Source organism: Roseateles microcysteis, assembly GCF_036880965.1.
Taxonomy (GTDB): Bacteria; Pseudomonadota; Gammaproteobacteria; order Burkholderiales; family Burkholderiaceae_C; genus JAUASW01.
Map to the genome: position 1 here is coordinate 253947 of NZ_JBAJMV010000006.1, position 13130 is coordinate 267076.

The 13130-nt window shown below is 66.8% G+C and carries 13 protein-coding genes; 6 read left to right on the top strand and 7 right to left on the bottom strand.

Annotated elements, in window-relative coordinates; all coding sequences use genetic code 11:
- The first annotated feature begins 75 nt into the window (after positions 1-75).
- Genes V3596_RS17865 through V3596_RS17885 form a run of 5 tightly spaced genes read left to right on the top strand, consistent with a single transcriptional unit; the run spans position 76 to position 5916 of the window.
- A complete protein-coding gene (locus tag V3596_RS17865; RefSeq protein WP_334279159.1) occupies positions 76-3651 on the top strand; it encodes a right-handed parallel beta-helix repeat-containing protein in 3576 nt (1191 codons plus the stop codon).
- Positions 3632-4108, top strand: coding sequence for a pilus assembly FimT family protein (locus V3596_RS17870; protein WP_334279160.1), 477 nt, complete (start codon positions 3632-3634; stop codon positions 4106-4108). Before V3596_RS17865 ends, V3596_RS17870 begins: the two co-directional genes overlap by 20 nt.
- Entirely contained in the window at positions 4098-4583 is a 486-nt protein-coding gene (locus V3596_RS17875) for a prepilin-type N-terminal cleavage/methylation domain-containing protein (protein ID WP_334279161.1), read from the top strand. The genes V3596_RS17870 and V3596_RS17875 overlap by 11 nt, the downstream gene beginning before the upstream one ends.
- A 14-nt stretch (positions 4584-4597) precedes the next feature.
- Complete coding sequence (locus V3596_RS17880) at positions 4598-5458, top strand: prepilin-type N-terminal cleavage/methylation domain-containing protein (RefSeq protein WP_334279162.1); 861 nt, start codon at positions 4598-4600, stop codon at positions 5456-5458.
- Positions 5455-5916, top strand: coding sequence for an MSHA biogenesis protein MshP (locus V3596_RS17885; RefSeq protein WP_334279163.1), 462 nt, complete (start codon positions 5455-5457; stop codon positions 5914-5916). The genes V3596_RS17880 and V3596_RS17885 overlap by 4 nt, the downstream gene beginning before the upstream one ends.
- Positions 5917-5929: 13 nt before the next feature.
- Here V3596_RS17885 and V3596_RS17890 read toward each other — a convergent pair whose 3' ends face one another.
- A complete protein-coding gene (locus V3596_RS17890; protein ID WP_334279164.1) occupies positions 5930-6859 on the bottom strand; it encodes an alpha/beta hydrolase family protein in 930 nt (309 codons plus the stop codon).
- 67 nt (positions 6860-6926) lie between these two features.
- Between V3596_RS17890 and V3596_RS17895 the strand changes: the two genes are divergently transcribed.
- A complete protein-coding gene (locus tag V3596_RS17895) occupies positions 6927-7871 on the top strand; it encodes a LysR family transcriptional regulator (RefSeq protein ID WP_334279165.1) in 945 nt (314 codons plus the stop codon).
- Between the two features lie 476 nt (positions 7872-8347).
- On the opposite strand, the gene menC is transcribed toward V3596_RS17895, so the two are convergent.
- Genes menC through V3596_RS17925 form a run of 6 tightly spaced genes read right to left on the bottom strand, consistent with a single transcriptional unit; the run spans position 8348 to position 13128 of the window.
- Positions 8348-9484 (bottom strand): o-succinylbenzoate synthase, encoded by a 1137-nt coding sequence (gene menC / locus V3596_RS17900; RefSeq protein ID WP_334279166.1) that lies wholly within the window; start codon positions 9482-9484, stop codon positions 8348-8350.
- Positions 9485-9757 carry a DUF2277 domain-containing protein gene (locus V3596_RS17905; protein ID WP_334279167.1) on the bottom strand — a complete coding sequence of 91 codons (273 nt, stop codon included), beginning with the start codon at positions 9755-9757 and terminating at the stop codon, positions 9485-9487. It abuts the gene before it with no gap.
- Positions 9758-9763: 6 nt separating this feature from the next.
- On the bottom strand, positions 9764-10126 hold the full coding sequence (locus V3596_RS17910; RefSeq protein ID WP_334279168.1) for a GFA family protein: 363 nt from the start codon (positions 10124-10126) through the stop codon (positions 9764-9766).
- Between the two features lie 14 nt (positions 10127-10140).
- Entirely contained in the window at positions 10141-11271 is a 1131-nt protein-coding gene (locus V3596_RS17915) for an acyl-CoA dehydrogenase family protein (RefSeq protein ID WP_334279169.1), read from the bottom strand.
- A 9-nt stretch (positions 11272-11280) separates the two neighbouring features.
- On the bottom strand, positions 11281-11946 hold the full coding sequence (locus V3596_RS17920; protein WP_334279170.1) for an SDR family oxidoreductase: 666 nt from the start codon (positions 11944-11946) through the stop codon (positions 11281-11283).
- Between the two features lie 3 nt (positions 11947-11949).
- The gene (locus V3596_RS17925) at positions 11950-13128 is read right to left on the bottom strand and encodes an acetyl-CoA C-acyltransferase (protein ID WP_334279171.1); all 1179 of its coding nucleotides are present in this window, start codon (positions 13126-13128) and stop codon (positions 11950-11952) included.
- Between the last annotated feature and the right edge of the window lie 2 nt (positions 13129-13130).

Below are 13130 nucleotides of genomic sequence, written 5' to 3' on the forward strand. Positions count from 1 at the left end.
AACAAATGCCGGCGAGTTGCGCCAGGCATGCTCGCAACTCGCACAAAACGCCGCCGATTTGACATGATCGGCACCATGCAAGCCCGACAGGTTGCAGCAAGCGCAAGCTCCGCCGCCCGCCCTCCTCGCCAGCGCGCCCGCATCGGCATGCTGGCGCTGGCGCTGCTGACATTGGCGATGCCCGCCTGGGCAACGACGTACAAGGTGGGCACCGCCAGCGCATCGTGCACAAGCCCTACGCACAGCAGCATCTCCGCAGCACTGGCGGCGGCAGGCGGCTCGGGAAGCAATCACACGATCAATATCTGCGCCGGCACCTATGCCGAGAACAATCTCGACATCACTGGCACCGGCCACGCAGGCCTGACGATGCAGTCGGCCAGCGGCGCACTCGACGTCAAGATCTGGCCGGGCAACTGCACCGGCAACAAGCTGATCACGGTCAGCAAGAACAATGTGACGCTCAAGGGCCTGGACCTGCTGGGCCCCAACGGCAACTGCGTCGCGATATCGGGCACCGATGCTGGCAACTTCACTGGCCAGAACTTGAAGATCGATGCGCAGGGGGACGGCATCAAATTCAGCGGTTACTCGCCCGCCCTGATGCTGAGCCAGGTCACCATCACCTCGGCCAAGGGCATGGGCATTGATGCCAGCGGCAGTGGCGACACCGTTACCTTCAGCCGCATCACCGTCACCAGCGCCAAGACCCATGGCATCCATGTGAAGGCGCGCTGGTCCAGCCCGGTATTCACCGACATCGTGATCAATGCGGGTTCGCACGGCATCTACCTGGAAGACTCGCAGAACTCCACGCTGCAGGTGCAGACGCTGGCGCGCAACACGATCAGCGCCGGCAACGATGGCCTGCACTACATCGGCGACACCGGCACCTTCAAGGTCCACGACACCACGCTCTCCGGCGGCACCGACAGTGCCAATGACAACGCAATCCAGGTGCAGAGCAATGTCTGGGGAGCCTGGGAAATCAAGCGGGTCTCCATCAGCGCCTCGCATGGCGGCGCGATCCGGGTGAATGGTGGCGACGCTCCCACGCTGGAAGACCTGGACATCACCTCCGAAAAGGAAGGCATCTATCTCAACGGCTCGCAGAACGCCAGGATCAAGGTCGGCACGCTCAGCAAGAACAAGATCCAGGCCGGCGCTACCGGCATCTTCCTGACCGGCAATGCCGGCACCTTCACGGTCGACAAGACCGAGATCACGGCCGGTTCGGGCTCCAGCCACCATGGCATCCGCGCCAGCAAGACCTGGGGCGCCTGGCAGGTCACGAACAACAAGGTCCTCAGTGCCGGCGGCCACGGCATCTATATCGAAGCCGGCGGCGGCAGCGGCGTTGTCAGCAACAACCATTCGCGCAGCAATGGCAACAATGCGCTGCGCCTGCTCGACGCTCAGGAATGGACCGGCACCCTGATCTCGGGCAACTGCTTCTACGCCAGCACCGGCAGCGACGACGCGTACAACCGTGACCAGAATTCGAGCTACACGGTGAGCGGCGTCGGTAACTTCTGGGGCAGCACCAGTGGCAGCACCGGCTACTCCGAAACCTGCGTGGACGCGAATGCCAATGGCATCTGCGACGTGGCCTACACCGTGCCTGGCAATCCGACGCGCAGCGACACAGCGCCGCTGAAGACAGCCCCATCCAGTTGCGGCGGCTCCACGCCGACCAGCCTGCATCACCTGGAGCTTCAACATGCAAGCGGCAGCGGCATCACCTGCTCGCCGACCTCGATCACCGTGCTGGCTTGCCAGGACGCGAGCTGCAGCACGCTCTATACCGGCGGTGTCAGCGGATCCTTGAGCGCGGGCAGCGGCGCGACCGTGACCTGGCCTTCGGGCAGCGGCTTCACGATCGGTTCCGGCGCCAGCTCGACCACCGTGGCCATGCAGATGACCACGGTCGGATCTGCCCTGCTCGGTGCCAGCACCAGCACGCCAACAGCCGCCGCGGCCACCAGCTGCAACTTCGGCAGCCCCTCCTGCACCTTCAGTGCCGTCGATTCCGGCTTCATCTTCGATGTGCCAAACCATGTCGCAGAGAACTCGCAGACGGTTAGCATCAGCGCCGTGCGCAAATCCGACTCCAGCCTGGCATGCACGCCGGCCTTTGCCAGCGTCAGCAAGAACATCAAGTTCACTTGCGGCTACGGCAATCCCGGCAGTGGCTTCGTGCCCGCTCGCGTTGCCGGCAAGGCTTTGAACAGCAGCAACAGCATGGCTGCAGCCTGCGACGCGACGGGCCAGACCACGAGCCTCAGCTTCAATGCCAGCGGCGTCGCCAGCTTCAGCCTCCTGTATGCCGATGCAGGCCAGATGACACTGACGGCCAGCTACACCGGCAGCGGCAGCGATGCGGGCCTGGCGATGAGCGGCAGCGACAGCTTCATCGCCGCGCCCAAGGACTTCGCTTTCAGCGCCATCACCGCCGCACCGATCAAGGCCGGCCGCAACTTCTCGGCCACGCTGACGGCGCGCAATAACGCCGGCACAGCCATGGCCAACTTCGGCAGGGAAAGCAGCCCGGCCGCGCCCAGCTTGACGCATTCACGCGTCCTGCCGACCGGCAGTGGCGTCAGCGACGGCATCTTCGCCGGCAGCCTGGGCAGCTTCAGCGCCGGCAGTGCCACCGCCAGCAATCTCGCCTGGACCGAGGTCGGCAAGATCGACCTGACGGCCACGCTGAACAACTACCTGGGCAGCGGCTTCTCAGCCACGGGCAGCACCGGCAGCGCCGGCGCCGTGGGGCCATTCACGCCTGACCATTTCGACGTCACGGTGACGCCGGCCTGCGGCCCGTCCTTCAGCTACGCAGGCCAGCCTTTCACCGTGGCCCTGGCGGCGCGCAATGCGATCAACATGACGACCGTCAACTACGACGGCGGCAGCCGGCTGAGCCCTGCCTATGCCAAGGTGCACACGCTCAGCGATGGCACGGCGCTGGGCCTGGGCAGCTTCGGCAGCACGGCCATCGTCCCCTTGGGCAACTTCGTGCTGGGCCTGGCCACGGTCAACACGCCCGCCTACACCTACACCAGCAAGCTGGGCGCGCCGGCAAGCCTGGTCGTGCGCACGACCGACAGCGATGGCGTCAGCTCGCTGGGCTTCACCGAAGGCAGCATGCCGCTGCGCAGCGGCCGCCTGCGCATCTCCAATGCCTTCGGCCCGCACGCCACGGCGCTGGCCCTTGCCGTGGAGGCCCAGTACTGGAGCGGCAAGAGCTGGATCAAGAATGCGCAGGACAGCTGCACCAGCATTCCCGCTGCAGCCATCGCGCGCTTCAATCCGCTGACGCCCAGCGGTGCCACGAGCGGCGCGATGAACAACAGCGCATCGGCAATCGCCATCGCCTCGGGCGGCGGCAGCTTGACCCTGTCTGCAGCCAGCCCGGCCGCAGCCGGCAGCCTGGACCTGGCCATCAACCTCGGCAGCAGCACCGCCGACTCGGCGTGCTCCAGCGTGGCACGCCCCGCCAGCACCGGCGCCAACCTGCCCTGGCTGCGCTCGCAATACGGCAGTGCCGGCGGCTGCGGCAGCGCCTGGGACCGCGACCCGAGTGCCCGCGCCAGCTTCGGCATCTTCTCGCCCGAGATACGCAAGAACCTCCATGTGCGCGAAATCTTCTAGCAGAGCGCGCGCCCGCGGCTTCACGATTGGCGAGCTGGTGCTGGTGCTGATCATCGTCGGCGTGATGGCCGTGGTGGCCATGCCGCGCCTGAGCACCATGGACGTGGCGGGCGAAGCCTGGCATCAGGACGTGGCCAGCTCGCTGCGCCATGCGCACCACACGGCAGTGGCCGCGCGGCGCCTGGTCTGCGCGAGCGTCAGCACCGGCACGGTCACCCTGACGATTGCCGGCAGCAATCCGGCCAGCGCCTGCAGCAGCACGCTGCGCGGCTACGACGGCGACACCGCCTTCGCCCGCAGCAGCAACGCGCCCGGCACCTCCAGCGCCATCCTCTATTTCCAGCCTTCCGGCCGGGTCACGAGCGACGGCGCCGGCAGCACCGCCAGCAACTTCACCATCGCCATCACAGGCCAGGCCAGTGTCAACGTCGTGGGAGAGACCGGCCATGTGGAATAGCAGGCGCGCGTGCGGTTCACCCGGTTCACCAGGGCGCAGCAGCGGCTTCACGCTGCCGGAGATGCTGCTGGTGATCGTGGTGGTGGGCGTTGGCCTGGCCGGCGTGCTGGTCGCCTTCTCCACGGTGGGCCGCGGCTCCGCCGACCCGGTGCTGCAAAAGCAGATGCTGTCGGTGGCCGAGGAGCTGATGGAGGAGATCCAGTTGCGGCCCTATGCGGTCACCGCCAATGCGGCGCCCGCGGCCTGCGCGCGCAACACCTTCAATGACGTGCGCGACTACAACGGCTACGCCACGAGCAACAAGATTTGCGCCATCGACGGCTCGACGATCGACTCGCTGAACGGCTACTCGGTCAGCATCTCGGTGCAGTCCGTCACCTGGCAGGGCCTGGCCAATACCTTGCAGATCACCATCACCGTCAGCCAGAGCGGGCAGAGCTTTGTGCTGCAGGGCTACCGGACCTTCTACACCTGATGAGCAAGCATGTGATGCGCCAAGCAGGCTCAGTGAATGGCAGCGCCGGCTTCACGCTGGTGGAAATGGTGATCGTCATCGTGATCACCGGCGTGCTGGCGGTGAGCCTCGCCCTCTTCCTGCGCCCGGCACTTGACATCTACCTGAGCAGCAGCACGCGCGCGGCACTGTCCGACGACGCCGATACCGCCCTGCGCCGCCTCTTGCGTGATGTGCGCTCGGCGGTGCCGAACTCGGTCCGCATTCCCAACGACCAATGCCTGGAGCTGGTGCCCAGCACCGGCGGTGGCCGCCTGCGCATGGGGCCCGACCTGGTCAACGACAGCGGCGTGGGCTGCACCCCCGGGGCCACTTGCGCCGCGCCACTGGACCCCAGCCAACCCAGCACGACGCTGGACGTGCTGACGCCGTTCACCAGCCTGCCGGCCGTGGGCGACTACCTGGTGGTCGGCAACCAGAATGGCAATGATGTGTACAGCGGCGTCAACCGCGCTGCCATCACAGCCCTCAGCACGCCGGCGGCCACGCAGGGCAAGCACCGACTGACAATCCCGGCAACGCAGTTCCCACCCGGCTTTGCGAGCGGCCGCTTCAGCATCGTCTCGGCCTCCGAGAAGGCGGTGTTCTATGTCTGCAATGGCGGTTCGCTGTGGCGGCTATCGAATTACGGCTTCAACGCCGCGTATCCCTCGTCCTGCCCGAGCGTCGCCACCGCCAGCAAGGTGGCCAGCGGCCTGAGCAGCTGCAGCTTCGTGTATGACCCCAACCCCGGCGCTTCGGCCCAGTTCGGCTATGTGTGGGCGCAGTTCCAGCTCACCCGCAACGGCGAAAGCGCCACCGTCACCGGCGGTGCCCATGTGGTGAACGCACCATGAGCAACAAGCAATCGCAACAGGGCCTGGGCGCCGTGGCCGTGCTGATCATCCTCGTCGTGCTGGCCGGCCTGGCGGCCGCCATCGTCCGGCTGGGCAGCAGCGCGGCTCAGGCCAGCGCCATGGACGTGATGGCAGCACGCGCGCTGCAGGCAGCGCAGGCCGGCACCCAGTGGGGCCTCGCTCAAGCGCTCAACGCCACCGGCTCCTGGACCACCTGCGCCGGCGCCAGCCAGACCCTGGACCTCAGCAGCACGCTCGGTACGCGAGTCACCGTCACCTGCAACTCCACGCTCTACAACGAGGGCGAGAACCCGGCCAGCCCGGGCACCAGCAATACGGTGCGTATCTACACCATCGATGCCGTGGCCTGCAACTCCACGGCCTGCCCAGACAACACGCGCGCGCTTTCTCCCGGCTATGTGGAGCGGCGCAAGGTCGTGCAGGCCAGCAGTTCCTGAGCGGCCCGACCCATCACGAGAGCCGGGCCCGCAACAAGGGCGTTGATGCCTCCACTGGCGCCAGCAACAGCGGCCACAAGCGCGCGCCCAGCTCGCGGCGGAACATCGCGAAATGGCCGATCTGATGCAGGCCCACAGCCTGCGGGTCCAGCGTGTGGCGCTGCACTTGCGCGGCGCTGAACTGGCGGGCCAGTTCATCGACAGCCGGTGCCGGGCCGAACACATGGTCGTCCGTGATATTCCAGAGATGCACCGGCCCCTCGAAGCGGTCATAGGCCAGGTGGCCCTGCAGGCTCGGGTCGGTGAACATGAAGCCACGCCGGCGCCCCCAGGCCGCCCACTCCAGCGCCGCGCCCTTGGGCAGGCCCTGGGCCCGCGAACCGAGCAGCCAGCCCGGCGCATGGCCGAAGACATGGCTGGCAATGGGCAGCATCGTATGGAAGAACAGCCAGGCCTTGAACTTGTCCAGGCCCGACCAGAAACGCCAGTCCGCCGCCTGCGCTGCCACGCCCAGCAAGGCGTCGGCTCGTTCATAGCCCGGCGTCATGCCGACCGCATTGCCGCCGAAGCTGTGACCTATCCACAAGAGGCCCAGCGCCTCGCCCTGGTTCTGCTGTTCGAACAGGCGGCGGCGCTGCGCAGCATGCAGCGCCGCCCCCATGTCCAGCTGCGCCCAGTCGCGCAGCCTCGCCTCCTCCTGCTGAAGCGCCTGCGCCCGTGAGTCGCCAATGCCGCGGTAGTCGTAGCTCAGGACGGCATAGCCGCGCCCCGCCAGCCATTCTGCAAAGCCGCGATAGAAGCCGCGCGCCACGGCCGTGGCCGGGCTGACCACCGCCACCGCCCGGGCCGGGCCGGCGGGCTCGTGCCAGGTGGCGGCAAGCAGGCGGCCGTCGCTGCAGCGCAGCCGGGTGTCTCGGGTCGTGAAGCAGGTGCTCTTGTTCATGGAGCAAAGTCTAGATTGGCAACCGGGAAGGCACTAGACTGCAATTCATCGACACATTGGTTCCAAAATGGCGACAAAGACCGCACCCTCCCGCTACCGCCGCACCGTGGCCGAGGCTGCGTTGGACGCCAATGCGCTAGAGCTTTTTGCCCGGATCGCCGCGGCCGGCAGCTTTGCCGCGGCGGCTCGCGAGCTCGGCTTGACCCGCGCCGCGGTGAGCCGGCGCATCGCTGCCATCGAAGAGGCGGTCGGCCTGGCGCTGTTTGCCCGCAGCACCCGCAGCCTCGGCCTGACCGAGGCCGGCCGGCGCCTGCATGCCCGCGCCAAGCTGGTGCGCGAGGCGGCCGAAGGCGCCCGCCTGGCCTTGCGCAGCCAGCGCGACCAGCTCGGCGGCACCTTGCGCATCAGCGCCACGCCGAGCTTCGGCCGCCATGTGCTGGCGCCCTTGCTGGCGCGCTTCCAGGCTCTGCATCCCGCGCTGCGCTATGAACTTTTCTTCACCGACCGGCGCGTCGACCTGTTGCGTGAAGGCCTGGACCTGGCCTTCCGCATCACCGCCCGGCCACCGGAGGATTGCGTAGCACAGCCGGTCCGGCCATTCGCGGTGCGGGCCTATGGCCTGGGCCCGCCGCTAGCCGATCTTCAAGCCCTCGCCGACCAGCGCCTGCTGCTGCTGGGCCAGCATGAGGAGCCGCTGACCAGCCACTGGCTCAGCGACGGGCCGCCGGCAAGGCGCGAATCACTGATGTTGCAAGCCAGCGCCTGGGGTGGCGACATGGAATCGATGCTGGCGATGGCACGTGCCGGCGGCGGCGTGGTGATGGCACCGGACTTCTGTGTGCCGCCTGGCGATGTGCTTGCCGACCTGCTGCCGGGCTGGCGCATGGTGGTCGCCGAGGGTGAATGGGTGCAGGCGCTGACCTTGCCCGTACCCGCCGGCTCGGAGACAGCGCGGGCCTTCGTCGCCTTTGTGCGCGCCGAGCTGGGCCAGCCTCAGGCCAGGGCCGAATAGAGGTTCTTCATCGACCTGCGGTGACGACTCCAGCCGGCACGTAGCAGTCGTTCGCGAAGCCACTTCGGGAGAGCGTTGCACGGCAACCCGGGCAGCCGCACGGCTCACCGTGCAACGCAGCGCCGCGTGGGGGTGTTTGCTCGCAGGCCACGAACGCTGCACGGGCACAGGCTGGCCCCGCTGCCGGGCGATTTGTGCGCGGCCGAGAGCGCAGCAGCGCGGGCCGGGCGTGCGCAGCACGCTTCAACAACTGACTTGGCGCGCCCTGTCTGAGCGGCACGAACGAAGTGAGTGGAGCGAGTTGCGCGCCGCCGGCCCGTGATGCGAGCACCGAGGGGAGTTGGCCGCGAGGCCAACCCGCGCACCATGAGCCCGGTGGCGGGGCCAGCCTGTGCCTACCGCCCGACCTCTGCAAACGCGAAGCGAACGGCTGCTACGTGCCGTCAAGAGACGCCCCCGGAAATCGCCGATGAACCTCAAGAAAGCCGCTCGCGCTCCAACTCGTAGCGTTTGACGCGATCCTCCAGCACCTGCACGCCGATGCCGGGGCCCGTGGGCATCTCGATGAATCCGTCGTCTGCCAGCACCACGCCGGGCGCGACGATGTCTTCGGCAAAGTAGCGCGAGGTTTCAGAGGTGTCACCCGGAAGCGTGAAGCCGGCAGCGGCCTGCAGGTGCAGGTTGAAGGCGCGGCCTATGCCTGTTTCATCCATGCCGCCCGACCAGACGCCCACGCCCCGCTCATGGCAGAAGGCCGCGATGCGCAGCGACTCAAGCAATCCACCGACGCGACCCTGCTTGATGTTGATGATGCGGCAGGCATCGAGCGACAGCGCCGCGCGGGCATCGTCGAGATCGTGGATCGATTCGTCCAGGCACAGCGGCGTGGCCAGCTCCCGCTGCAACGCGGCGTGCTGAACGATGTCGCTGTAGGACAGTGGCTGCTCGATCATCGTGAGATTGAACGCATCGAGCTCGCGCAGAAGCGGCGCGTCTTCGATGCGGTAGTCACCGTTGGCATCGGCCATCAAGGCGATCTGCGGGAACTCGGCGCGCAAGGCACGCAGCCACGCCACGTCCTTGCCGCGCATGATCTTGACCTTGATTCGGTGGTAGGGCCGACGCAAGGCCTCCTCCACTGCACTCAGCAACTCTGGAATCGAGTCCTTGATGCCGATGCTGATGCCCGACTGGATGCGCCGGCCCGGCCAGCCCAGCAGCTCATGCAGAGGCACACCGCGCTGGCGTGCCACCAGGTCCAGGAGCGCGTTCTCCAGCATCGCCTTGGCCATGCCATGGCCGCGCACGGGGCGCAGCCGCTCGCCAAGTTCGGCAAAGCTGATGCCCGCTTCGACCTGCGGCAGGAGGAAGTCCTTGAAGATGTGGCGGGCCGTCTGCGTCGTCTCGTACGAGTAATACGGGTCCGGGTCGGCCACGCATTCGCCCCAGCCCACGACGCCACCGGATTCAATCCGCAAGAGCAAGGCCTCCTTGACCGCCCAGCTGTGCACGCTGGTGGCGAAGGGCTGGACGAAAGGCAGGCGGACCGTGATCAGCTCGATGCGATCGAGCTTGGGCAGCAGCGCCAATTCAGCAGGGGTGAGTTTGTTCATTCAGCGGCTGCCAAAACGTTCGAGGTTGCGTTGACGGGCCTTCGCCGCTTCGATCTCGCGATCCTTGGGCTCGGCCGTCGTGACCAGTCCGCCGATCAAGGCGCGTGCCGAGCGGGCCACCTCTTCCACCGCGCGATTGAAGGCTTCTTCATTGGCCTTGGAAGGCACATTGAAGCCGCTCAGCTTGCGTACGAACTGCAAGGAGGCATCGCGTATCTCAAGCTCGGTGGCCGGCGGCTGGAAGTTGAAAAGGGTCTTGATATTGCGGCACATGCTCGATCAATCCTTCAGGACTTTCCAGCTCTTCGCGCCATCGAGCCGGCGGATCTTCACATCGCCCAGAACTTCGGGCTCGAACATGCGCGCATTGATGCCGGTGCGGCTCTTGTCTGTCGGCGCGACCGGCCGCCACTGCACGATGCAACCGCAGCGGCCGCAGCGCATGAAGTCAAGCATGCGGTCGCCCCATTGGTAGCTCTGCAAGACGCCGGGTTCCGCCTCGACCTTCACTTCGCTCAATTGGAAGTAGGCCCACAGCGTGCCGTAGCGCCGGCAGATCGAGCAATTGCAGTTGGTGAGGCTGCGCGGCTTGCGCGGGATGCTCAGGTGAACGGATCCGCAATGGCAGGTCGCTTTCAGCATCACTCAACTCCTCTTCAGATCAAGGCGCGCCCGATGAGTATCTTCTGAACTTCGGAGGTGCCCTCGTAGATCTGCGTCACGCGCACATCGCGGTAGATGCGCTCGACGGGGAAGTCGCTGACATAGCCGTAGCCGCCATGGATCTGGATCGCCGCCGAGCAGACCTTCTCGGCCATCTCTGACGCGAAGAGTTTGGCCATGGCTGCCTCTTTCAGGCAGGGCAGGCCGGCGTCCTTCAGGCTGGCGGCATGCCAGATCAGCTGGCGCGCGGCCTCGATCTGCGTGGCCATGTCGGCCAGCTTGTGGCTCATCGCCTGATGTTCGAAGATCGGCACGCCAAAGGCCACGCGCTCCTTGCTGTACTTCAGCGCCGCCTCGAAAGCCGCACGCGCCATGCCCACCGATTGCGAGGCGATGCCGATGCGGCCGCCTTCCAGGCCCGACAGCGCGATCTTCAGCCCCTGCCCCTCTTCGCCGAGCCGATAGCTCGCCGGAATGCGGCAGTTCTCGAACAGGATCTGCGCCGTGTCGCTGGCATGCTGGCCCATCTTGTCTTCGATGCGCGCGACCGTGTAGCCCGGCGTCTTGGTGGGCACCAGGAAGGCGGAGATGCCCTTCTTGCCCGCGGCCTTGTCGGTCACGGCCATCACGATGGCCAGGTCGCCGTTCTTGCCGCTGGTGATGAATTGCTTGACGCCGTTGATCACGTAGTCGTCGCCATCGCGGACGGCGGTGGTCTTGAGCCCGCCCGCTTCCGAGCCGACATGCGGCTCGGTCAGGCAGAAGGCGCCCAGCATGTCACCCCGCGCCAGCGGCTTCAGGAACTGCTGCTTTTGCTGCTCGTTGCCGAAGGCCATCATGATCGAGCAGCAAGGGCAGTTGTTGACGCTGACGACCGTGGACGTGGCGCCGTCACCGGCGCCGATCTCTTCCAGGATGATGCTGAGTGCCAGATAGTCCAGGCCCGCGCCGTCGTACTCGCTCGGCACGGCCACGCCGTAGCAACCGAGCTCGGCCAGGCCTTTCAGCTCGGCGGCTGGGAAGTGGTGGTTCTTGTCCCACTCGGCCGCCTTGGGCGCGATCTGGTCTTGCACGAATGCGCGCACGGCATCTTGTACGGCGCGGTGGTCTTCACTGAGGATCATCTTGTTGTCTCACCAGGCCAGCGGTTGGCCGTCGTAGTTGAGGAAGGCGCCGTTGTCTGCGGCGGTGAGTTGCGAGAGCTGCCCGCGCATGCCGGCCACACTCTCGTCGACAGTCAGGTCGGCGCCGCTGCCGCCCATGTCCGTCTTCACCCAGCCTGGATGAAAGGCCACACAGATGACGCGGCCCTGGAGCGCCAGCGATGCGTCGCGCAGCACCGAATTCACCCCCGCCTTGGAGGCGCGGTAAAGCCAGCTGGCCGTGGAATCGCGCAAGGCCATCGAGCCCATGCGCGAAGACAGGATCGCCAGCCGCGCGCCCGGCGCCATGTAGTCCGAGAGCTGCGGCAGGATGCGCATCGGGCCCAGCACATTGGTGCGCATCACCGCGTCGAACTCGTCTTGCGGCGGCGTCTGCAGGCCCTTGGTACGCGTGCCGTGGATGCCGGCGTTGATGATCACGCGGTCGAAGACGTGGCCATCGATCTGCCAGGCCAGGCCCGAGGCGCTGGCCGTGTCGGCAACGTCCAGCTTCAGCGCCGTGGCACCGAGGCCGCGCAGCGTGGCGAGTGCCTCCTCGCTGCGCGCCGTGGCCACAACCTGGGCGCCCGACTGCCGGTACTGGCGGACGAACTCCAGGCCGATGCCACGCGAAGCCCCGATGACGAGGACCTGCATCTCTTAGATCAACTCGACGCCAACGGCCGTAGCTTCACCACCGCCGATGCACAAGGCCGCCACGCCACGCTTCAGGCCGCGGTGACGCAGGGCGCCGATCAGCGTGACCAGGATGCGGGCGCCGGAAGCGCCGATCGGATGGCCCAGCGCACAGGCGCCGCCGTTCACATTGACGATCTCGTGCGGCAGCTTGAACTCGGCCATCGCCGCCATGGTCACGGCGGCAAAGGCTTCGTTCACTTCCCACAGATCGACGCTCTTGGCATCCCAGCCATTCTTCGTCAGCAGCTTGTTGATCGCGCCAACCGGGGCGGTGGTGAACCACTCGGGCGCATTGGCGTGGACTGCGGTGCCGACAATGCGAGCGACGGGTTGGAGGCCCAGCTTGGCGGCGGTGGATTCACGCATCAGTACCAGCGCAGCGGCGCCGTCGGAGATCGACGAGGAGGTGGCGGCGGTGATCGTGCCGTCCTTCTTGAACGCAGGCTTCAGGCCGGCGATCTTGTCGAGCTTGGCCTTGAACGGCTGCTCGTCCTTGTCGAACACGGTGTCGCCGCCGCGGCCCGACACGGTCACCGGCGCGATTTCCCATTCGAAGCTGCCATCGGTGTTGGCACGCTTGGCGCGCTCGGTCGAAGCGATGGCGAAGGCGTCTTGCGCTTCACGCGTGAAGGCGTACTTGGCGACGCATTGCTCGGCGAAAACGCCCATGGCCTTGCCGCGCTCGTAGGCGTCTTCCAGACCGTCCAGGGCCATGTGGTCGTACATCTGCGTGGCGCCGTACTTCACGCCCTTGCGCGCGAACATCAGGTGCGGCGCATTGGTCATCGACTCCATGCCGCCAGCGATGAGGATGTCAGCGCTTTCGGCCTTCAGGGTGTCGTGGGCAAACATGGTGGCGCGCATGCCGGCGCCGCACATCTTCGAGAGCGTCACCGCGCCCACCGACTGCGGCAGGCCGGCCTTCAAGACGGCTTGCCGCGCGGGCGCCTGGCCCTGGCCGGCCATCAGGCAGTTGCCGATGAAGGCCTCCTGGATGGCGTCGCCGGGCACGCCGGCCCGCTCGACCGCGGCCTTGATGGCCACAGCGGCCAGCTCCCAGGCTTGCAGGCCGGCGAAGTCGCCGAGCAGGCCGCCGATGGGCGTCCGTGCGGCGGAAACGATAACGATGGAATCAGACATGA

What these genes read in the sequence shown, in the direction of transcription:
- V3596_RS17925 (WP_334279171.1), bottom strand. Translation starts at nt 13,128, where the DNA reads ATGTCTGATTCCATCGTTATCGTTTCCGCCGCACGGACGCCCATCGGC.
- V3596_RS17875 (WP_334279161.1), top strand. Translation starts at nt 4,098, where the DNA reads ATGTGGAATAGCAGGCGCGCGTGCGGTTCACCCGGTTCACCAGGGCGC.
- V3596_RS17865 (WP_334279159.1), top strand. Translation starts at nt 76, where the DNA reads ATGCAAGCCCGACAGGTTGCAGCAAGCGCAAGCTCCGCCGCCCGCCCT.
- V3596_RS17905 (WP_334279167.1), bottom strand. Translation starts at nt 9,757, where the DNA reads ATGTGCCGCAATATCAAGACCCTTTTCAACTTCCAGCCGCCGGCCACC.
- V3596_RS17920 (WP_334279170.1), bottom strand. Translation starts at nt 11,946, where the DNA reads ATGCAGGTCCTCGTCATCGGGGCTTCGCGTGGCATCGGCCTGGAGTTC.
- V3596_RS17890 (WP_334279164.1), bottom strand. Translation starts at nt 6,859, where the DNA reads ATGAACAAGAGCACCTGCTTCACGACCCGAGACACCCGGCTGCGCTGC.
- V3596_RS17915 (WP_334279169.1), bottom strand. Translation starts at nt 11,271, where the DNA reads ATGATCCTCAGTGAAGACCACCGCGCCGTACAAGATGCCGTGCGCGCA.
- V3596_RS17870 (WP_334279160.1), top strand. Translation starts at nt 3,632, where the DNA reads ATGTGCGCGAAATCTTCTAGCAGAGCGCGCGCCCGCGGCTTCACGATT.
- V3596_RS17910 (WP_334279168.1), bottom strand. Translation starts at nt 10,126, where the DNA reads ATGCTGAAAGCGACCTGCCATTGCGGATCCGTTCACCTGAGCATCCCG.
- V3596_RS17880 (WP_334279162.1), top strand. Translation starts at nt 4,598, where the DNA reads ATGCGCCAAGCAGGCTCAGTGAATGGCAGCGCCGGCTTCACGCTGGTG.
- V3596_RS17895 (WP_334279165.1), top strand. Translation starts at nt 6,927, where the DNA reads ATGGCGACAAAGACCGCACCCTCCCGCTACCGCCGCACCGTGGCCGAG.
- menC (WP_334279166.1), bottom strand. Translation starts at nt 9,484, where the DNA reads ATGAACAAACTCACCCCTGCTGAATTGGCGCTGCTGCCCAAGCTCGAT.
- V3596_RS17885 (WP_334279163.1), top strand. Translation starts at nt 5,455, where the DNA reads ATGAGCAACAAGCAATCGCAACAGGGCCTGGGCGCCGTGGCCGTGCTG.